Origin of the sequence: Vreelandella zhanjiangensis DSM 21076 (assembly GCF_000377665.1) — a bacterium.
Lineage (GTDB): Bacteria > Pseudomonadota > Gammaproteobacteria > Pseudomonadales > Halomonadaceae > Vreelandella > Vreelandella zhanjiangensis.
In genome coordinates this window covers 1-18,336 of record NZ_KB898653.1, presented here as the reverse complement: position 1 = coordinate 18,336, position 18,336 = coordinate 1, and the positions used below count along the sequence as shown (strand labels likewise).

General features: G+C 56.9%; 19 protein-coding genes and 1 other RNA gene. 13 read left to right on the top strand and 7 right to left on the bottom strand.

Annotation, left to right across the window (positions count from 1 at the left end; all coding sequences use genetic code 11):
* Positions 1-9 precede the first annotated feature (9 nt).
* Positions 10-1,524, top strand: a complete 1,515-nt coding sequence (gene ilvA / locus D467_RS0115130) for a threonine ammonia-lyase, biosynthetic (RefSeq protein ID WP_018918375.1) — start codon at positions 10-12, stop codon at positions 1,522-1,524.
* Between the two features lie 387 nt (positions 1,525-1,911).
* Here ilvA and D467_RS0115120 read toward each other — a convergent pair whose 3' ends face one another.
* The 3 genes from D467_RS0115120 to D467_RS0115115 all read right to left on the bottom strand — a co-directional run bounded on the left by D467_RS0115120 (position 1,912) and on the right by D467_RS0115115 (position 3,082).
* Positions 1,912-2,538 carry a 5-formyltetrahydrofolate cyclo-ligase gene (locus D467_RS0115120; protein ID WP_018918373.1) on the bottom strand — a complete coding sequence of 209 codons (627 nt, stop codon included), beginning with the start codon at positions 2,536-2,538 and terminating at the stop codon, positions 1,912-1,914.
* Positions 2,539-2,545: 7 nt separating this feature from the next.
* Positions 2,546-2,729, bottom strand: a non-coding RNA gene (gene ssrS, locus D467_RS19730) — 6S RNA.
* 53 nt (positions 2,730-2,782) lie between these two features.
* Positions 2,783-3,082, bottom strand: a complete 300-nt coding sequence (locus D467_RS0115115; RefSeq protein WP_018918372.1) for a cell division protein ZapA — start codon at positions 3,080-3,082, stop codon at positions 2,783-2,785.
* 160 nt (positions 3,083-3,242) lie between these two features.
* On the opposite strand from D467_RS0115115, the gene D467_RS0115110 reads away from it, so the two are divergent.
* The 4 genes from D467_RS0115110 (at position 3,243) to D467_RS0115095 (ending at position 7,824) form a co-directional block, all read left to right on the top strand.
* Positions 3,243-3,821: a UPF0149 family protein gene (locus tag D467_RS0115110; RefSeq protein WP_018918371.1), complete on the top strand. Its 579-nt coding sequence runs from the start codon at positions 3,243-3,245 to the stop codon at positions 3,819-3,821.
* Positions 3,822-3,836: 15 nt separating this feature from the next.
* Positions 3,837-5,174, top strand: a complete 1,338-nt coding sequence (gene pepP / locus D467_RS0115105) for a Xaa-Pro aminopeptidase (protein ID WP_018918370.1) — start codon at positions 3,837-3,839, stop codon at positions 5,172-5,174.
* 89 nt (positions 5,175-5,263) lie between these two features.
* Entirely contained in the window at positions 5,264-6,493 is a 1,230-nt protein-coding gene (gene ubiH, locus D467_RS0115100; protein WP_018918369.1) for a 2-octaprenyl-6-methoxyphenyl hydroxylase, read from the top strand.
* 77 nt (positions 6,494-6,570) lie between these two features.
* Positions 6,571-7,824, top strand: a complete 1,254-nt coding sequence (locus tag D467_RS0115095) for a UbiH/UbiF/VisC/COQ6 family ubiquinone biosynthesis hydroxylase (protein ID WP_018918368.1) — start codon at positions 6,571-6,573, stop codon at positions 7,822-7,824.
* Here the strand turns inward: D467_RS0115095 and D467_RS0115090 are convergent.
* From D467_RS0115090 to gpmI, 3 genes are all read right to left on the bottom strand, one after another.
* The gene (locus D467_RS0115090; protein WP_018918367.1) at positions 7,821-9,125 is read right to left on the bottom strand and encodes a S41 family peptidase; all 1,305 of its coding nucleotides are present in this window, start codon (positions 9,123-9,125) and stop codon (positions 7,821-7,823) included. The genes D467_RS0115095 and D467_RS0115090 overlap by 4 nt on opposite strands.
* Before the next feature lie 75 nt (positions 9,126-9,200).
* A complete protein-coding gene (locus tag D467_RS0115085) occupies positions 9,201-10,337 on the bottom strand; it encodes a murein hydrolase activator EnvC family protein (protein ID WP_018918366.1) in 1,137 nt (378 codons plus the stop codon).
* A gap of 20 nt (positions 10,338-10,357) precedes the next feature.
* Entirely contained in the window at positions 10,358-11,920 is a 1,563-nt protein-coding gene (gpmI, locus tag D467_RS0115080) for a 2,3-bisphosphoglycerate-independent phosphoglycerate mutase (RefSeq protein WP_018918365.1), read from the bottom strand.
* A gap of 290 nt (positions 11,921-12,210) precedes the next feature.
* Here gpmI and D467_RS0115075 point away from each other — a divergent pair, with 290 nt between their 5' ends.
* The 8 genes from D467_RS0115075 to ruvX all read left to right on the top strand — a co-directional run bounded on the left by D467_RS0115075 (position 12,211) and on the right by ruvX (position 17,025).
* A complete protein-coding gene (locus tag D467_RS0115075) occupies positions 12,211-12,633 on the top strand; it encodes a rhodanese-like domain-containing protein (RefSeq protein ID WP_018918364.1) in 423 nt (140 codons plus the stop codon).
* A 50-nt stretch (positions 12,634-12,683) separates the two neighbouring features.
* Positions 12,684-13,196, top strand: coding sequence for a protein-export chaperone SecB (gene secB, locus D467_RS0115070; protein ID WP_018918363.1), 513 nt, complete (start codon positions 12,684-12,686; stop codon positions 13,194-13,196).
* 2 nt (positions 13,197-13,198) lie between these two features.
* Positions 13,199-13,954: a 16S rRNA (uracil(1498)-N(3))-methyltransferase gene (locus D467_RS0115065; protein WP_018918362.1), complete on the top strand. Its 756-nt coding sequence runs from the start codon at positions 13,199-13,201 to the stop codon at positions 13,952-13,954.
* Positions 13,955-14,009: 55 nt separating this feature from the next.
* Positions 14,010-14,174: a hypothetical protein gene (locus D467_RS19875; RefSeq protein WP_018918361.1), complete on the top strand. Its 165-nt coding sequence runs from the start codon at positions 14,010-14,012 to the stop codon at positions 14,172-14,174.
* Between the two features lie 45 nt (positions 14,175-14,219).
* Complete coding sequence (locus D467_RS0115055) at positions 14,220-14,912, top strand: CvfB family protein (RefSeq protein ID WP_018918360.1); 693 nt, start codon at positions 14,220-14,222, stop codon at positions 14,910-14,912.
* A 75-nt stretch (positions 14,913-14,987) separates the two neighbouring features.
* Positions 14,988-15,950: a glutathione synthase gene (gene gshB / locus D467_RS0115050; RefSeq protein WP_018918359.1), complete on the top strand. Its 963-nt coding sequence runs from the start codon at positions 14,988-14,990 to the stop codon at positions 15,948-15,950.
* A gap of 62 nt (positions 15,951-16,012) precedes the next feature.
* Positions 16,013-16,570 carry a YqgE/AlgH family protein gene (locus D467_RS0115045; protein ID WP_018918358.1) on the top strand — a complete coding sequence of 186 codons (558 nt, stop codon included), beginning with the start codon at positions 16,013-16,015 and terminating at the stop codon, positions 16,568-16,570.
* On the top strand, positions 16,570-17,025 hold the full coding sequence (gene ruvX / locus D467_RS0115040) for a Holliday junction resolvase RuvX (protein WP_018918357.1): 456 nt from the start codon (positions 16,570-16,572) through the stop codon (positions 17,023-17,025). The genes D467_RS0115045 and ruvX overlap by 1 nt, the downstream gene beginning before the upstream one ends.
* Before the next feature lie 13 nt (positions 17,026-17,038).
* On the opposite strand, the gene pyrB is transcribed toward ruvX, so the two are convergent.
* The gene (gene pyrB, locus D467_RS0115035; RefSeq protein ID WP_018918356.1) at positions 17,039-18,064 is read right to left on the bottom strand and encodes an aspartate carbamoyltransferase; all 1,026 of its coding nucleotides are present in this window, start codon (positions 18,062-18,064) and stop codon (positions 17,039-17,041) included.
* Positions 18,065-18,336: the final 272 nt, after the last annotated feature.

The following is an 18,336-nucleotide window of genomic DNA, read 5'->3' as shown; positions in this document are numbered from 1 at the left end:
GATACCTGCATGCTTGAAGCTACCGTCAAAAAGATTCTCCAGGCCAACGTTTACGAAGCCGCTTGTGAGACCCCGATTTCGCCTGCTCCCTTTTTGTCGCGTCGCTTTAACAATCAGATTTTGATTAAGCGCGAAGATCTCCAGCCGGTGTTCTCGTTCAAGATTCGCGGTGCCTATAACAAAATGGCCCAGCTTTCTGATGAGCAAAAAGCCAAGGGCGTAATTGCCGCCTCGGCGGGAAACCACGCACAAGGCCTTGCCATGGCAGCAAAGCTGATGGGCGTCAAGGCGGTGATCGTGATGCCGCGTATTACGCCGGAGATCAAGGTACAGGCCGTGCGTGCCCGGGGGGCGAAGGTAGTGCTTAAAGGCGATGCGTTTGCCGCCGCTGCCGAGCATGCCCAGGAGCTGATCAAAGAGCATGGCTACACCTATATTCCGCCTTTTGATGATATTGACGTGATCGCGGGCCAAGGCACGATTGGGGTAGAAATTCTGCGTCAGCACAGCGGACGCCTGGACGCTATTTTCGTGCCCGTGGGCGGCGGCGGACTGATCGCCGGTGTGGCGGCCTACATCAAGTATCTGCGCCCGGATATTAAAATCATTGGCGTTGAAGCCGAAGACAGCGCTTGCCTGAAAGCCGCGCTAAAAGCCAACAAGCGCGTGATACTCGATCAGGTGGGCGTATTTGCCGAAGGCGTGGCGGTCGCGCAAATTGGCGAAGTACCGTTCTCTCTGGTGAAAGACCTGGTCGATGATGTGATCACGGTCAATACCGATGAGATGTGTGCCGCCGTTAAAGATATTTTTGAGGATACCCGGGCGGTTGCTGAGACCTCTGGCGCGCTGTCGCTGGCCGGTCTGAAAAAATATGTGCAGCAAACCGGTGCCGAAGGCGAAACGCTTTTATGCATTAACTCGGGGGCTAATACTAACTTTGATCGTCTGCAGCATATTGCCGAGCGCACGGAGCTTGGCGAGCAGCGTGAAGCTATTTTAGCGGTCACCATTGCCGAAAAACCCGGCAGCTTCAAAAAGTTTTGCCGCACTCTGGGCAAGCGCATGGTTACCGAATTCAGCTACCGCTACGCGGATGCGACGGAAGCGCATATTTTTGTCGGCGTTCAGGTAAAGCCTGGCGGTGAAGATCGTCAGGCAGTCATCGAAAGGCTGCGCGAGGGCGGTTATCAGGTAGAAGACTTAACCGATAACGAGCTGGCCAAGCTGCATATTCGACATTTAAGCGGTGGCCGCCCAAGCGAGCACTTTGAAGAAGAGCTTTACCGCTTTGAGTTCCCAGAGCGCCCGGGTGCGCTGATGAACTTCCTGACCCAGCTGCCCCATGACTGGAATATCTCGCTATTTCATTACCGCAATCACGGCGCGGCTTACGGGCGCGTGTTGGTAGGTATGCAGGTGCCCAGCAGCGATCAGACGCATGTTGCTGATTACTTGGACGCGATTGGCTATCGCTACTGGCATGAAAGTGATAACCCGGCATACCGACTGTTCATGGCGTAGTAAGCTGCTTTGCGTAGGTAAGTAGTTACTAACCGCTTAGTGCAGAGCTGCCAGGGGCTGATAAATTATCAAAACGTCTAAATAAGCTAAAAAATAGTCTGTTTTGCCGTTGTCATCGAGACCCTTATAGCCCTATAGTCATCAGCGAATTTATGAGAAGCATCATCCCTGCCCCAATGAGTTGGGATGATGCACTAATGCAATGGCGTAAGTGGTGGAGAAGCGGCATGCGGCGGAAGAAGCCTGATATGGTGATGGCATTAACGGTGGTGTTTTTATTAGGCGTACTGGCCACTGGCTATGCGCAAGCGTTATCGGGAAGTTAACCGTAACGTAAAGACATTACTGCCAGTCATCATAAGGCGATACGGGCTGACCCCATCAGGGTCAGCTCTTTTTTTTGCCTGCCCGCACCACGCCAAGGTCGCTGACGACGGCACTTAAGGGTACGTCCCAAGGTTCCACGGGTAGCGATTCAACCTGCTGGAAGGCATGGGCAACACCGACTAACGAAGGCGCAGGGCCTGGGCGGCGCATAAAGGCCAGGCTTCGGTCATAAAAGCCGCCGCCCATGCCCATGCGGTTAGCCTGGGCATCAAAGCCCACCAGCGGCACGATAAGCGTATCCAAGGCCCAGGCGGGTAACCGGTTGCGGCGATGAGCGGCAAAGCGTGTATCCGGCTCGGGTATGCCAAAGCGGTTTTTTACCATGGGCGTGTTGGCGTGGTAAGCCACAAACCAGAGTGAGTTATCGCTGAGCGGACGCAGTACGGGCAGATAGACGTCGACATTTCGCTGACGAAACCAGGACAACAGAGGGGTTGGGTCAATCTCACCGTTTACCGGCAGATATAAGCTGATACGCCGGGCACGTTGAATTTCAGGCAGGTGTTTAAGTTGCTGACAAAGGCGGCGAGCGGCTTGGCGCTGCTCTTGCTTTGATAGTTCAAAGCGCTTACGCCGCAGCTTAAGACGCAGGGCGCGCTTGGCCTCAGGATGATGCAGGCTATCCATAAAATAAGTGTTCCCCAGAGTGCCGCTGTCATTCTGGCCCTGAACCTACTGGTTCAGAGTGGGTGGCCGCAGCCAGACCGTCAGGCTTTCCGACGCACGGACATGCACACGGGCCTGGCTAGCATTTGGCCCCCTGGGTACTGCGCATAGGCTCGAGGGACTATAACGACTGGCGTACACCCCAGAGAACCCCGCTATCCTAACAGAGCCAGCGGCGATGCCAAAGTGTTGAGTGAAAGGTTAACTAAGGTTGGCGGGTTTTAGCCAACGCTCGTTCAAGGCGGTCATTGAGCCGGTTCAAGTTGGCTTCGCTTGCACGGTGCTCATCAAGGGCCTCGAGCAGTTCATGGGTGATATTAAGCGCTGCTATGAGCGTGACGCGTTCACTGCCCAGGGTGCCACTTTGCGCATTAATACCGTTCATGGCACGGTCCAGGTAGCGAGCTGCGCGATCAAGCTTGGCTTCTTCTCCTGTATCGCAGGCAATCATATAGCTGCGCCCGAGAAGGGTAATTTCTTTCGTTGGCCGCTTGGCGTTACTCATTTAAAGCTCCGGCGCGGGCCAGCGAGGGGCCCAATGCGTTAACATCATGGCATAGGAAAAACAGACGTCGCTCACTATAAGAGAGGCGCTTGCGCGGGGTCAACGCGCAAGATGTCCGGATGTCTTAACGTATGATCCATTTACACAGCGAGTTATTACTATGTCACTGATCGATGAACGCCAGGATTTCTCTGACGTTGCCGATGTTTTTCTGTTGCATGGGAGCATGCAGTCACCGGCCTTTTTGGATGGCCGCTTAAGTGCGCTTCTGGCGCTGCGTGATGTCAGCGCAGAAGACTGGCTTGAGGAAGTGTGTGTCAGTCTCGGGGTTGAGCAGCCGCGCGATCAGGCCAGCGCAGAGCGTCTGCTGGGTTGGCGCCGGCAAACGCTGGAAGCACTTAGCGCCAGCGACCTGAACTTCGCCCCGCTACTCCCTGATGAGCTGTTCTCGTTAGGCGAGCAGGCCCAGGGGCTAAAAGAGTGGACGCTGGGCTTTATGGAGGTGGTCGAGGATGTAGTGGATGGGGAGCTTCGCGAGCGCTGGTCGCAAACCCTGTGTGAAGCCATTGATGACCTGGCGGGCATTGGCCATATCGAAACAGATATCGACGACAGCGCTGAAAATGAAAACGATCTGTTTGCCCTGACTGAGCATGTGCGCATGGCAGCCATGCTGCTGTATACCGAGCAGCACCCGGGTAAACCCCAGGTCGAGCAAGCCGACGCGCCAGTTCACTAATCTTTCGGAGTCTGTATGTTGCCTGAGCTACTTCCCCGGCCGCCCGCGATCACCGTGAGTGAGTACCGCACGCGCCGTGACGCTTTGATGGCGCAGTTGCCTGCCAATGCAGCGGTTGTGCTGCCCGGCGCCTCACTGGTTACCCGTTCTCACGATAGCGAATACGCGTTTCGTCAAAACAGCGACTTTTACTATTTGACCGGGATCACCGAACCCGATGCGCTGCTGGTTCTGCTGCCTGGGCGTGAGGCGGGAGAAAGCGTCGTGTTCTGTCAGGATCGCGACCCGACGAAGGAAGCCTGGACCGGCCGTCGGCTGGGAGCCCGAGGCGTTGAACGCGAGCATGGTATCGCTCAGGCCTTTGAAAATGCTGATCGTGAAACGCTGTTGCCCGCCCTGCTTGAAGGGCGCGAACTGCTCTATATGCCGCTGGATAATCCCGACGCGCTAGGCATTGCCGAAGAAGCTTTTTCTGCCGCGCAGGCTGGGCTTCGTCGTGGGCAGGCGCCGTTAAAGGGCTGGTTTGATGTTAGTGGATTGATTCATGAGATGCGTCTGATTAAAAGCGCCGCGGAAATTGACCTGTTGCGTCACGCCGCCGCGGTGTCGGCCAAGGCCCATGTACGCGCTATGCAGGTATCGCGCCCAGGGCTTTTCGAGTACCAGCTGCAGGCCGAACTTGAGCATGAGTTTGTCTGGCAGGGCGGCAGCGCGCCCGCCTACAGCACCATTGTGGGCGGCGGCGCCAATGCCTGTGTGTTGCACTATATTGAGAACGATGCACCGTTAGTCGATGACACACTGGTATTGATCGATGCGGGTGTAGAGTTTGATCTCTATGCAGGCGATATTACGCGCACCTTCCCGGTGGGCGGACGGTTTAGCGATGCGCATCGAGCCCTCTATCAGGTTGTGCTCGATGCCCAGGAGCGGGCAGTAGAGGCGGTAAAACCTGGCGCCACGCTTATCGATATCCACCAGAATGTGGTGAAGGATCTAACCGCGGGACTGATTACGCTGGGCCTGCTGGAAGGCGATGTGCAGGCGCGAATCGATGATGAAAGCTATCGACGCTTTTACCTGCATTCCACCTCTCACTGGCTGGGTCTGGATGTTCATGATGTGGGCAGCTACCGGCTGGATGAACAGACACCGCGCCCGCTTGCCGCTGGAATGGTTTTGACCGTTGAGCCGGGTCTTTATATTCCTGATGAAGATGATATCCCTGAGCCTTATCGGGGTGTAGGTATCCGCATCGAAGATAATTTGGTCGTGACTGCTCATGGTCATGAAAACCTGACGTCGGGTGTGCCAAAGCAAGTAGCTGACATTGAAGCGCTGATGGTTAAATAATAAGCAGTTCCATACGGCTTGAGCTGCCCTTATGTAAATTACATTACACCATTACAAAGTGGTGGTGAGTTAAGTAACAGGAGACGCCAATGGCGCAGTCCGGGCATACGCCAGCACAGACGACCACCCACGATATTGTCATCGTCGGGGGGGGGCTAGTGGGCGCCAGCTTAGGCTGCGCACTGGCTCCGCTGATCGAGCGTTACGGTTGGAAAGTCGCAATTATCGAAGCGACCCCGCTTAATGACGCGCCGCTTGACGAGAGTTGGCAGCCAAGCTTTGACGCCCGGGCAAGCGCTATTGCCGAGGGCTCTGCGCAGCGCTTTCGCCAGTTGGGCGTCTGGGAGGCCATGCAGGCGGAATCGACACCTATTCGAAATATTCATATCAGCGAGCGCGGGCGTCTGGGTGCTACACGCCTTAGTGCTCAGGAGCTAGGGGTCGATGCGCTGGGGCATGTCATTCCCAACGCCTGGATGGGGCGGGTTCTTCATCGCCACTTAAGAACCCTGCCGGTCGAGTGGTACTGCCCGGCCAAGGTAGACAAGCTCTCACCTGAAGCAAATGGCCACTATCTGCGCCTTTCTGACGGTAGCGAACTACGTGCAGCATTAACCGTACTTGCCGACGGTGGCCGTTCGGGCCTTAAAGAGCAGTTGGGCATCAGCAGCCGGCGTAACTCCTATGAGCAGACCGCACTGATTGCTCATGTAGGTATCAGCCAGCCCCATCAGGGGGTGGCTTATGAGCGTTTTACCCAGGAAGGGCCGATGGCCCTTTTGCCTCTTCCCGGGCAGGCAATGGAATTGATATGGACACATCCCTCGGGCCAGGAGCAGGCGCGAATGGCGTTGCCAGATCGCGAATTCCTCTCTCAGTTACAGGCCGCTTTTGGTGATCGTGTAGGGCGCTTTACCCGGGCAGGCAAGCGCTATAGCTACCCGCTTTCGCTGGTGACGGCAGAAGAACCGGTTCGCCCAGGGCTTGCGGTTCTGGGCAACGCCGCCCATGCACTACATCCGGTCGCCGGGCAGGGCTTTAATCTGGCGCTGCGCGGTATCATGGATTTAGTCGAAGCACTCGAGCAGGGCGAACAGGCCAAGCGGTCACTGGGCGATATGGCCACGCTGCTGGCTTTTGAGCAAAAGCGGGCGCGTGATCGCAGCAATGTGATTCGCTTTAGCGATGGCCTGGTGCGCCTGTTTGGTCAATCATTGCCGTTACTGCCGCATGCCAGGGCCGCGGGACTGATTGGCCTTAATCTGATTGGACCGTTGCGCCGCGGCTTGGCACGCCGGGCGATGGGTTTGGAGCGTTAATTATCAACCGCTCGCCCAGGCTTGAGTAAAGCGCCGAACCAACCGCAGGATAATCAAGATCAGACCCAAGGAACGCTATGGATACGCATGCGACACAAACTGACCCTACCCAATGCTTTGACGTTGTCGTCGTCGGTGCGGGCGTAGTCGGGACGGCGCTGGTTGCCTTGCTGGCGCAGGCGGGCATGCGCATTGCATTGGTTGAGGCACGTAAAGAACCGCTTGGCTGGGAGGCGATCGACAAGGCATTGCCAGCCCCTCGGGTAAGCGCATTAACGCCGGTCTCCCAGCGCTTGCTCACCCATTTGGGCGTATGGCCCGCGATGGCCGAGTGTCGTGTAACGCCTTACCGCTATATGCAGGTCTGGGACGCCGATGGCAGTGGGGAGATCAACTTTTCTGCCGACGAAGCCGGCGTGCCCGTGCTTGGACATATCGTTGAAAACGCGGTCACCCAAGCAGCGCTAAACGATCAGGTGCTTGGTCACCCCAACGTAACGTGCTTTTTTGGGGCGACGTTACGGGCGCTGCAAACCTCGGTCACCGGGCGCTGGTTGAAGCTGGCTGACGGGCGCACGCTGCATGCGCCGTTGCTGGTGGCGGCGGATGGCGCGCGCTCAACGCTGCGCGAAATGGCCGAGATAGACGTTGTCAGTGACGACATGGGCCAGGAAGCCGTGGTCACCACCGTCAAGTGCACGCAAACCCATGGCAGCACTGCGCGCCAAGCGTTTATGGCGGGCGGGCCGCTGGCTTTTTTACCGCTTACCGTAGATGGTGACGCACGCTACTGCTCGATTGTCTGGTCGACCACGCCTGAGCACGCCTCAACGCTTGGCCAGTTATCGCGCGAGGCTTTGGGCCAGGCGCTAGGCGAGGCGTTTGGCCATCGTTTGGGCGACGTGGTCGCCTGTGATCAGGCATACCGTTTTCCGCTGGTGCAGCGCCATGCAAAGCAGTATGTGCTGGCGCACTTTGCGCTGGTGGGCGATGCCGCACATAGTATTCACCCGCTGGCGGGGCAGGGGGTTAATCTGGGCCTGATGGATGCAGCGGTGCTTGCTGAAGAAGTCATCAGTGCCTGGCGACGCGGTGCCCCCTGGGGCGAGCTAACCACGCTACGCCGCTATGAGCGTCGGCGGCGTCTGGACAATAGCGCCATGTTAGGCCTGATGAAGGGCTTTAGAGAGCTGTTTGGTACCCAAATGCCGGTGTTTACGTTAGTGCGCAACCTGGGCATGAGCGGTATGAATCGACTCAGTCCTTTAAAGCGAATGGTAATGCGGCAGGCCACCGGAGAGCGTGGGCGCCTGCCGCTTAGCTGTCGTTAACGGCGGCGGCGATCCACCACGTTGAGGGCTTTAAGCAGGTTAAGCGCTTCGCTCATCTGGTAGTCGTCGCGCAGCCGTTCAGTCGCTGACATGCGTGCCTGTGTCGCTGGCTGCTGAGCATCCAGATGGCCGCCCAAATCCGACTCGCGAAGTTCCAGGCGGCTTTCGGCCACTTCAAGGCGGCCGCGGACCACCTCTACATCTGGAACAATGCCCTGGGCCTGAATGGAGCGCCCGTTCGGCGTGTAGTAGAGCGCCGTGGTGAGCTTCAGGCCTTCGCCATTACCCAGCGGCATAATTTGCTGAACCGAGCCCTTGCCGAAGCTATCGGTGCCCATAATCACGCCGCGCCGCTGATCCTGAAGGGCGCCGGCAACAATTTCTGCGGCCGATGCGCTGCCGCTATTAATCAGCACCACCAGAGGAATATCGCCTGCGGGGGTATCCGGCGAGGCTGAGAACGAAAGCTCAGTGTCAGAAAGGCGTCCTTCGGTGTACACGATCAGGCCATCATCTAAAAAGAGATCCGCCACGCCAGCCGCGGCCTGCAGGATACCGCCGGGGTTGTTACGCAGATCAAGGATCAGGCCTTCCAGCGGCTGCTCGCGCATCATGCGCTCAATCGCCTGGCGTGCCTGCTCCGTGGTGCGCGTCTGGAACTGGCTGATGCGTAAATAGCCATAGCCTGGCTCAAGCAGCTCGTGCTTGACGCTTTCACTGCGAATCACTTCGCGGTTCAGCGTAAAGGTGCGCGGCGTCTCTTCGCCCGTGCGCAGCACGGAAATACGCAGCTCGCTGCCCGGTTCGCCGCGCATCATGGTCACCGCTTCCTGCAGCGACATGCTTTCGGTAGGCGTACCGTTGATGGCAATGATCACATCGCGTGACAGCAGCCCTGCCCGTGAGGCTGGGGTATCGTCGATGGGCGTTACCACCACCAGCTGCCCGTTCTCCATGCCCACTTCGATACCGATACCGCCAAACTCGCCCTGGGTGGTTTCACGCAGGCTTTGGTATTCCTCTTCATCGAGATACGCCGAGTGCGGATCCAGCTCGCTCAGCATGCCGCGCATGGCGTTACGCAAGAGAGTGCGGTCATCGACCTCTTCAACGTAGCCACGCTTGATGCGCTCGAATACCTCGGCGAAGGTCTGGATCTCTTCAAGCGGCAGGTCATCGGCTACCGATTGGTTGGCTGGCTGAGCAAGCAGCGGTAGCGGGGCCGACAGTAGCGCAAGGGGAAGCAGGGTAGCCAAGAGTCGCTTGGCAGGGGCCGATACGTCGGTAACAAATGGCGTCATGCAGACTCCGCAAGGCGATAGGCAGCGTTACAAAGCGCCACCTTAGTTGACATTAATGCGTTTCAGCTTATCCCGTCAGCGGCGCGCAATCCAACGCTGAGGGTTAATTGGTTCGCCACGTTGACGTACTTCAAAGTAGAGCGCGGCGCGGGGTTGCCCGCCACTGTCGCCTACACGACCGATCTCATCGCCACGGCTGACCTGCTGGCCGGGGCGAACGCTAAACTGCTGCAGGTGAGCGTAAAGCGTCATTACCTGATCACCATGGTCGATAATCACCAGATTGCCAAACCCGCGCATCCATTCGGCAAATACCACCCGCCCAGTGTGCACTGCACCCACCTGAGTACCGGCACTGGCCTGAATGACAATACCATTATAGTGAACCCCGTCACGACGGTTATATGCCGTGGTAATGTCACCTTGTACCGGCCACGGCAAATCTCCCTGGGTGCGGGTGATATTGGTCGTAGGCGTGGGGGCATCGAGGCGAGCGAGTTCTGCCTGTATTTCACGCAGCTTGCGCTCCGCCTGTTCTCGGTTGTCGTTCAGGTCCGCTAGCCGGTCGGCTTCGCTGCCGTAACGGTCATCCAGCGTTGCCACCACGCTACTCCGCTCGTTAGTGCGTTCGACCAATCGAGCGCGCTGTGAATCCAGCTCGTCCTCCAGGCTCAACAGGCGCGTCTGGCGTTCATTCAGCGCGTGCTGGGTATCGGCAAGCGCGGCGTCCAGGCGGGCGATATCGGCAAGCCGCTGGTTACGCGCTTGGGTAAACCGGTTGAGATAAGCCTGCATGCGGTCCAGCTCGGCCGGGTCGCCCTGATTAAGCAGTAGCTTAAGCTGCGGCGTAGGGCCTAGTCGATACAGGGCGGCCAGCTGCTGACTGAGCGCCGCATACTGGCCGGTTCGCTCTCCTTCCAGGCGCTCGCGATGTTGGTTTAACTGGGCCATTTCGTCATCTAGCTGACGCCGCTCGGCCTGCAGGGCATCAAGGCGTTGGTGAGTCTCGGCCAGTTCCGTCTCGACTTCACGCAATTCACGTTCGGCGCTATCGCGCGCTTGGCCGGTGGCGCTCAGTCGCTGTGAGAGCGACTCGATTTCCTGGCCTAGCGCGTCTAGCTGCTGGCGTGCCGCGTTTTCATCCGGCTGGGCCAAGCCCGCCGGTGAATACATGGCTATCAAAAGCGCACTAAGCGCTAATGCCGCACGCATGGATATTAGCAGACGTATAATCAACTGAAATCGATCAATGGCTTCCCGGTCATCGCCTGGGGAACGGATTGATTCATCATGGTTAATAGCGTGGGCGCTAAATCGCACAGACGGCCATCGCTTAACGCGCCGGCGCGTTCGCCCACGTAGACCAGCGGCACGACGAACGTTGTATGCGCGGTTTGCGGGGCGCCGGTCTCTGGGTGAACCATCTGCTCGGCGTTGCCGTGATCGGCAGTAATCAGGCACGCGCCGCCTGCCCGCTCAATGGCTTCTACAACGCGGCCTACACAGATATCGACCGTTTCAATGGCTTTTACCGCGGCGTTAAAGTCGCCGGTATGGCCAACCATGTCACCGTTAGCGTAGTTACACACAATCAAGTCAAACTGCCCGGCATCGATCGCCTCAACCAGCTTGTCGGTAATTTCATAGGCGCTCATCTCAGGCTTTTCGTCGTAGGTGCGCACATCCTGAGGGGAGGGCAGCAAAATACGCGTTTCGCCGTCAAACTCCGTTTCCTGTCCGCCTGAAAAGAAAAACGTTACGTGCGGGTATTTTTCGGTTTCGGCAATACGCAGTTGGGTTAAACCACGTTTGGCGACGACTTCGCCTAAGGTGTCGTTGAGATCAAATGGCGGGAACGCGGCCGGTGCGGAAATGTCCGCTGCATACTGGGTCAGCATGACCAGCCCTTTACCGGCCAGTGACGGGCGGGCTTTGCGTGAAAATCCGCTGAACTCGTGCTCTACAAACGCGCGGGTAAGCTCGCGGGCACGGTCAGAGCGGAAGTTGAGGAACAGAGCGGCGTCACCGTCTTGTAAAGTAACGCACTTATCATTGAGCAATACGCAGCTTGGCAATACAAACTCGTCGGTTTCACCACGCTCATAGGCGTCGCGCAGCGCAGTTTCGGCGCTGGTCGCATAGATGTCCGCCTGGCCTTCCGTCAGCAAGTGGTAGGCTTTTTCGACCCGCTCCCAGCGGTTGTCACGGTCCATGGCGTAAAAGCGGCCAATAATCGAGGCCACAAAGCCATTGTCAGCGCCTACCAGCTCGGCCAGGCGGGCGTTAGCGCGCTCGATGGAAGACAGGGCGCTTTGCGGCGGCATGTCTCGGCCATCTAGAAACGCATGAATGAAGATGCGCTGCGCGCCGCGCCGCGCCGCCAGTTCGGCCATGGCGATAAAGTGATCTTCATGGCTGTGCACGCCACCCGGGGAAAGCAGGCCCAGCAGATGAACGGCGCGTCCATTGGCCACCGCTTCATCGATTGGCTGCGTCAGGTTTTCGTTAATATCCAGGTCGCCGTCTTCAATCGCTTTGGTAATGCGGGTGAAGTCCTGGTAAACGATGCGGCCCGCCCCTAGATTCATATGGCCGACTTCAGAGTTGCCCATCTGGCCATCGGGCAGGCCCACGTGGCGGCCATCGGTATGTACAAAGGCGTGTGGCCGATTGGCCCACAGGTCGTCCATTACCGGCGTGTTGGCGGATGCCACGGCGTTGTGCGCGTTATCAGGATTGTGGCCATAACCGTCGAGGATGATCAGCGCGACGGGGCGCGGGGTAGAAGTAGCCATAAAAACCTCGTTAGGTTGAATAATCGAAGCGGCTTAAAAAGCGGCGCAAAGCGAAAAGATGATTTGACGCTAAAGAATTATTTGAAAATAAACGTGCCACACCGGTTATTTTCAGACAATGCCTTGTGAACAGGGTCGCGACTGACGCACGCTTGGGGCATCATAACGTAGGCAACTGCCGGGCGTCATGACCAAGGCCTGCGCGGGGTGCCTTGTGACGTGTATACTTGTCGCGTTTTGTCAGCGGTTCAGCCGCTTTTTTCCGCATAGACTAAGAGATTGTGTTCGCGATGATCGATCAGCTGCTCGAATTCGTACAGAACCACCCCCTGCTCGTCGGGGCGTTTTTACTGGTGCTTGTAGCGTGGCTTATTTATGAAACACGCAGTGCCTCAACCAACGCGGTGACCTCAACGCAGGCAACCCAGCTTATTAACCGTGAAGACGCGGTTGTGCTGGATATTCGCGAAACGAAAGACTTTAAAGCTGGGCATATCGCTGGCGCACGTAACATCCCGCAAAGCAATATCGACAGCCGCATGAGCGAACTGAATAAAGTAAAAAATCAGCCGATCATTGTGGTGTGCAAGCAGGGCCAGAGCTCAGGTGTGGTTCAGACCAAGCTTGCCAAGGCGGGCTTTGAGCGCGTGTTTAAGCTAAAAGGCGGTATGGCGCAGTGGCAGGCTGATAGCCTTCCTGTGGTCAAGAAGTAAGTAACGTCGCACCTTTTATATTGATTGAATGAACAACGAGGAGTTTCCCCATGGCGGAAGATAACAACACCCCGCAAGCTGGCGCAGCAGCGTCAGGCGATAAGCCGCAGCTGAAGTTCTCTTTGCAGCGTATTTATGTAAAAGATATCTCCTTTGAGGCGCCGAATTCGCCATCTGTTTTCAAACAGGCCTTCAAGCCCAAGGTGAATCTGGATCTCAATACCAGCAGCACAAAAATCGCTGACGACCAATACGAAGTGGTTATAAAAGTGACCGCTCAGGTGAACGATAACGAAACCGGCACCACGTCGTTTTTGGCTGAAGTCCAGCAGGCGGGCCTGTTCCGTATTTCCGGCATTGAAGGCGCGCAGCTGGAACAGACGCTAGGTGCGTTCTGCCCCAACCTGCTGTTCCCTTACGCCCGTGAGTGCGTGGATAACCTGGTCAACCGTGGTGGCTTCCCGCCGCTGATGCTGGCGCCGGTCAACTTCGAAGCCATGTACGCCCAGCGCAAGCAGCGTGAAGCGCAGCAGGCTAGCCAAGCCGAAGCAAGTACTCACTAAGCATGCAAGCAGCCGACTGGTATGCCTTGCATGGCAAAATGCCCCGTCTCTATGTACCGGCGTTTTTTAATGTGGGCGAGACGGTAGAGCTGCCGGAAGGCCCGGCGCGCCATGTGACCCGTGTATTACGGATGGGTGAAGGCGCGCCGTTGGTGCTGTTTGATGGTCAGGGGCAAGAAGCGGGTGTTCGCTTGGCAGAGGTGGGGCGAAAGCACACCTTCGCCGTAGTGGACGCCTTGTGGCGGGGTAAAAGTGAATCACCCTTTGCCGTTCATCTTGGTCAGGCGATCTCCAAGGGCGACCGGATGGATTATGCGATCCAGAAGGCCGTTGAGCTGGGGGTTGCCGCCATTACCCCGCTGTATACCGAGCGGGGCGATGTACGCTTGAAGAGAGATCGCGAAGCTAAAAAGCTGGCTCATTGGCAGGCGGTGGCTGCCAGTGCCTGCGAGCAAAGTGGCCGAGCGGTAGTGCCCACGGTGCATTCTCCACTGAGCCTTGATGAATGGTTGAGCGCTCGTCAGGAACCGCTTCGTCTGATGCTGCATTTAGCGACCGGCAATGCGTTTAACCAGTCAGAACGCCCCGAAACCGCCGCGCTTTTAATTGGCCCTGAGGGGGGGTTGACGGACACCGATATTGCAGCTGCCCAGGCGGCTGACTTTACGCCGTTAACCTTGGGTCCGCGCGTACTGCGCACTGAAACCGCCCCGGTGGTTGCTTTAACGTTGTTACAGCACTACTTCGGCGATTTGTAAGCACTTACTAACTATCCTGCCTAGCTCCCACGTCCAGATGACCTGGCTTTTGGGGATGTCTGAATATTCGCTTTATGCCTGTTTAAGCCCGCTGAATACCAACGGCTTGCCAGATAGTCTGCGCAGTATGATTGATGCCTTCCATGCTTCGCCTGGCTTTACGGTCATTTTGAAAGAGGCCCGGCGGGTTAATAAAGTGCGCTGCCACTTTGCCCAATGATCCTCAGGCGCCATAATGCAGGTTCACTTTTTAAGGACGGCACCCATGGCCCGTGAATCAACAACTCCTCCTCGCGCTGCCAGCGATGCATCTGCCCAAATAGGCGAAGTGGCGTATTTAACCGTTGTGGCCGTCAATAACACCGGTGCCTTCTTGCGCTGGGGGCAGCCTAAAGATGTGCTACTACCTTTTAGTGAGCAACATTTCCGGCCGGACGTTGGCAAACGCGTACTGGTAATGCTGTATAGCGACGACCAGGGGCGTCCTGTTGCCACGATGAAGCTGGATCGTTTTTTGACCGATGACGCCTGGGCCTTGGAAAAAGGCGCTGAAGTCGCCGTGATGATGGCCGATCGCACCGATCTAGGCATGAAAGTCGTAGTCGACCACCGCTATTGGGGGCTAATTTACCAGGATGATATTACCCAGCCGCTGCGCCGTGGGCAGGCGCTGTCGGGTTACGTGAAGCAGCGCCGTGAAGACGGGCGCCTGGATATCTCACTATTACCGCCAGGAGCCGCACGCCTGGACGTGGTGGGTGAGAAAATACTCAAAGCGCTGCGTGAAAGTGGCGGCTACCTGCCGCTGGGCGATAAAAGTGACGCCCATGCGATTAAGGCGCGTCTAGGCGTAAGTAAAAGTGCGTTTAAACAAGCCATTGGGCGGCTCTATAAGCAGCAGCTGATTACTCTTGCGCCTGACGCGATACGCTTGGTGCCGGGTGTGCTTGCCCCGTAACGGCGTCAGCGGTTGGAGCTGGACAGGCAGTGCGGCATACTGCCTATCTATTGTTTAAGTATGGATTGTGCCCCGATGAGTCAATCAAATCTGCATCTCGGCGTCGTGATGGACCCCATCAGCGACATCGCTTACAAGAAAGATACCACTATAGCCATGCTATGGGCGGCCCAGGAACGTGGCTATACTCTGCACTACATGGAGCAGGAAGATCTTTTCTTACAGGCGGGGCAGGCCTATGCACGCATGCGTCCGCTCACGGTGCATCGCGACCCTAACCACTGGTACGACCTTGGCGAAGCGGCCGCCCGGCCACTGGCTGAGCTGGATGTGGTATTAATGCGTAAAGACCCGCCGGTGGACGCTGACTTCACCAATGCGGTTCACCTTCTAGGCTTTGCCGAGCGTGAAGGCGTGTTGATCGTCAATCCGACCGCCGCACTTTTGCAGTGTAACGAAAAGCTGTTTGCCCAGCAGTTCCCCGAGTGTTGTACGCCCACCATGGTTGCCAGCCGGGATGACGTGCTGCGGGCTTTTCATGCCGAGCATGGCGATGTGATCTTTAAACCGCTGGACGGTATGGGCGGCACCGGTATTTTTCATATCGGCCCTGAAGGCCGCAATATTGGCGCAGTGATTGAGCAGCTAACGCTACGTGGCCAGCGCCAGATCATGGCACAGCGTTATCTACCTGAAATTAAAGACGGCGATACGCGCATTCTGCTGGTCGATGGCGAGCCGGTGCCGTTTGGGCTGGCGCGTATCCCGTCGGCAGGCGAGACGCGCGGTAACCTGGCAGCGGGCGGCCGTGGCGTCACACGTGAGCTTACCGATCGCGATTACTGGCTCATTGAGCAAGTACAGCCCATGATTCGTGAGAAAGGCCTTATGTTTGTGGGGCTGGACGTGATCGGCGACTACATCACTGAAATTAACGTCACTAGCCCGACCTGTGTGCGTGAAATTGATGACCAGCGCGGCACGAATATCGCCGGCCTGCTGCTGGATGCCATTGAGCGCCGCCTGAGTGCTGCTTGAGAAACCGATTCACATTTGATGACTGAGGTCTGCTGGTCATGCCGGCAGGCCGTAGGAGACGCATGCAAAGTTTGAAGCAACACTTTTTGATGGCAATGCCCCATCTGGATGACCCCAATTTTGAGGGTAGCCTGATATACCTGTGCGAGCATGACCACAACGGCTGTATGGGCGTTATTACCAATCGGCCGCTTGAGATCACCCTGGATGCATTGTTTGAGCAGTTAGAGTTGGGCGGTGAAGATAGCCCTCACCGTAACGCGCCAGTCTATTATGGTGGCCCAATGCACAAGGATCGTGGCTTTATTCTGCATCTAGGCGACAGCCAGGAGTGGGACTCAAGCGTTCAGGTAGACGATGATATTGCGCTGACAACCTCCATGGATATTCTTCAGGCGTTGGCCAACGGCGAAGGGCCCGAGCACTTTCTGATTTGCCTGGGCTGCGCTGGTTGGGAAGTCGGCCAGCTGGAAGATGAACTTAAAGAAAATAGCTGGCTGACGGTTGAAGGGCAGCCTGAGGTATTGTTCAACACGCCACCCGTGGAGCGGTTAACCGCCGCGGCAGGCTTGCTTGGCGTTGACCTTAACTTGATGACCCGAGACGCAGGGCACGCGTAATGGCGGATATTGGCCAGCGCTTAATTCTTGCTTTCGACTATGGCACGCGGCGAGTCGGTGTGGCGGTGGGTAATGAGCTGCTGCGAAGTGCTCGTGAGCTTGCCCCGCTCACCGCGCGCGATGGAATCCCTGACTGGAATAAGGTCGAGCAGCTGCTGAAAGAGTGGCAGCCGGACCTATTGGTCGTTGGCCTGCCGCTTAATATGGATGGTAGCGAGTCGGACATGAGCAAGCGTGCGCGCAAGTTTGGCAATCGGCTGCACGGGCGCTACGGCAAACCGTGTGTGATGGTCGATGAACGCGGCTCTACTCGCGAAGCCAAGCAGATCGCACGCGATGCCGGGCATCGGGGTAACTACCGCGAAGAGAGCGTAGATGGCATTGCGGCGGTATTGATCCTGGAAGGCTGGTTCGCCCACCAGGAAGGCCTTCCCGATGGGCGCTCTGCTTACTAATCTGAACGCAATTTTAGCGGTCCAGCGTGCCGATTTGGCTGGGCACAAACCAGCGCACCGGGCGAAGATCTTTTTCGATCAGCGTATCGACCTGTAGCAGCGTGGCAAAGATAGCCATCCGCATGGAAATACCGTTATCTGTCTGGCGGAAGATCGCAAGTCTCGGGTCGCCGTTAAGATCGACGTTCAAATCATTCGCGCCGGCGCGGCTATCGCGGGGCAGCGGATGCATAACGATGGTGGAATCAGTGCAACGCTGATCCAAAAACGCTTTATTGACCATAAAGTCATCCGAGATGCCCTGGAAGTTCTCGTTCATTTCCTCGGTGAAACGCTCTTTTTGGATCCGCGTGGTGTACACCACATCCAAATCGCTGAAGTCGGTGGCTAAATGATCGCGTACCTCTACCTGGTGCCCGCGAGATATGACCAGGTCAATCAGTGCAGTAGGCATTTCAAGCCCGGGCGGTGATACCAGCGTAATACGGAGCGGATCATAAAGAGACAGCAGCTTGATCAGCGAGTGGACGGTACGCCCATACTTGAGATCGCCAGTCAGCAGAATATGTGCCCCGCCAAACGATTTGCCTAACCGCTGAAACTCCTTATCGATCGTATAAATATCCAGCAGGGCTTGGCTTGGGTGTTCACCAGGGCCGTCGCCGCCGTTAATCACCGGTACATTCGTCGCCGCCGCAAACTCCGCAACAGAACCCTGATCCGGGTGACGCATAACGATTGCATCGCAGTAGCCACTCATTACCCGGCTGGTATCGTAAAGCGACTCGCCTTTAGCCATGGATGAGAAGGTAAAGCCAGTGGTATCGCACACGCTACCGCCCAGCCGACAGAACGCCGTATGAAAACTCACTCGCGTACGCGTACTGGCTTCGAAAAACAGATTACCCAGTACGGCTCCTTCAAGAACACGCGTAATCTGGCGGCGTTGGGCTATTGGCTCCATTTGCGCCGCAACGCGCAAAAGGTGATTAACGCTGTCGCGGTTTAAGGAGTCAACGGATAGCAGATGGGGGCTCATCACAGACCTCATACATATAAGTGGGTAGATGAAGTGGCAGAGGGTAGTGTAACCGCCAATACGTGGTTCGCCGAAGTGCTTTCAAGGTCTTATAAAAGAGGCCGCTGATGTTTTTCAGACTTATTTCAAAAAGCCCCTTGCCAAACGCCCGGCGAATCCGTAAAGTACGCATCCGCTGCCGGGGACGCCAAGCGTTACCAGCGGTGAATGAAGGTGAAAACCTTCGGTTTGTCAGGAGGTTAGCGAGATTTACATCGCTCACTTCACCCGCT

Bases quoted from the DNA above. Each gene is read 5' to 3' on its own strand.
- ilvA (WP_018918375.1), top strand. From the start codon at position 10: ATGCTTGAAGCTACCGTCAAAAAGATTCTCCAGGCCAACGTTTACGAA.
- D467_RS0115120 (WP_018918373.1), bottom strand. From the start codon at position 2,538: ATGGATAGCCTGCATCATCCTGAGGCCAAGCGCGCCCTGCGTCTTAAG.
- D467_RS0115115 (WP_018918372.1), bottom strand. From the start codon at position 3,082: ATGAGTAACGCCAAGCGGCCAACGAAAGAAATTACCCTTCTCGGGCGC.
- D467_RS0115110 (WP_018918371.1), top strand. From the start codon at position 3,243: ATGTCACTGATCGATGAACGCCAGGATTTCTCTGACGTTGCCGATGTT.
- pepP (WP_018918370.1), top strand. From the start codon at position 3,837: ATGTTGCCTGAGCTACTTCCCCGGCCGCCCGCGATCACCGTGAGTGAG.
- ubiH (WP_018918369.1), top strand. From the start codon at position 5,264: ATGGCGCAGTCCGGGCATACGCCAGCACAGACGACCACCCACGATATT.
- D467_RS0115095 (WP_018918368.1), top strand. From the start codon at position 6,571: ATGGATACGCATGCGACACAAACTGACCCTACCCAATGCTTTGACGTT.
- D467_RS0115090 (WP_018918367.1), bottom strand. From the start codon at position 9,125: ATGACGCCATTTGTTACCGACGTATCGGCCCCTGCCAAGCGACTCTTG.
- D467_RS0115085 (WP_018918366.1), bottom strand. From the start codon at position 10,337: ATGCGTGCGGCATTAGCGCTTAGTGCGCTTTTGATAGCCATGTATTCA.
- gpmI (WP_018918365.1), bottom strand. From the start codon at position 11,920: ATGGCTACTTCTACCCCGCGCCCCGTCGCGCTGATCATCCTCGACGGT.
- D467_RS0115075 (WP_018918364.1), top strand. From the start codon at position 12,211: ATGATCGATCAGCTGCTCGAATTCGTACAGAACCACCCCCTGCTCGTC.
- secB (WP_018918363.1), top strand. From the start codon at position 12,684: ATGGCGGAAGATAACAACACCCCGCAAGCTGGCGCAGCAGCGTCAGGC.
- D467_RS0115065 (WP_018918362.1), top strand. From the start codon at position 13,199: ATGCAAGCAGCCGACTGGTATGCCTTGCATGGCAAAATGCCCCGTCTC.
- D467_RS19875 (WP_018918361.1), top strand. From the start codon at position 14,010: ATGTCTGAATATTCGCTTTATGCCTGTTTAAGCCCGCTGAATACCAAC.
- D467_RS0115055 (WP_018918360.1), top strand. From the start codon at position 14,220: ATGGCCCGTGAATCAACAACTCCTCCTCGCGCTGCCAGCGATGCATCT.
- gshB (WP_018918359.1), top strand. From the start codon at position 14,988: ATGAGTCAATCAAATCTGCATCTCGGCGTCGTGATGGACCCCATCAGC.
- D467_RS0115045 (WP_018918358.1), top strand. From the start codon at position 16,013: ATGCAAAGTTTGAAGCAACACTTTTTGATGGCAATGCCCCATCTGGAT.
- ruvX (WP_018918357.1), top strand. From the start codon at position 16,570: ATGGCGGATATTGGCCAGCGCTTAATTCTTGCTTTCGACTATGGCACG.
- pyrB (WP_018918356.1), bottom strand. From the start codon at position 18,064: ATGAGCCCCCATCTGCTATCCGTTGACTCCTTAAACCGCGACAGCGTT.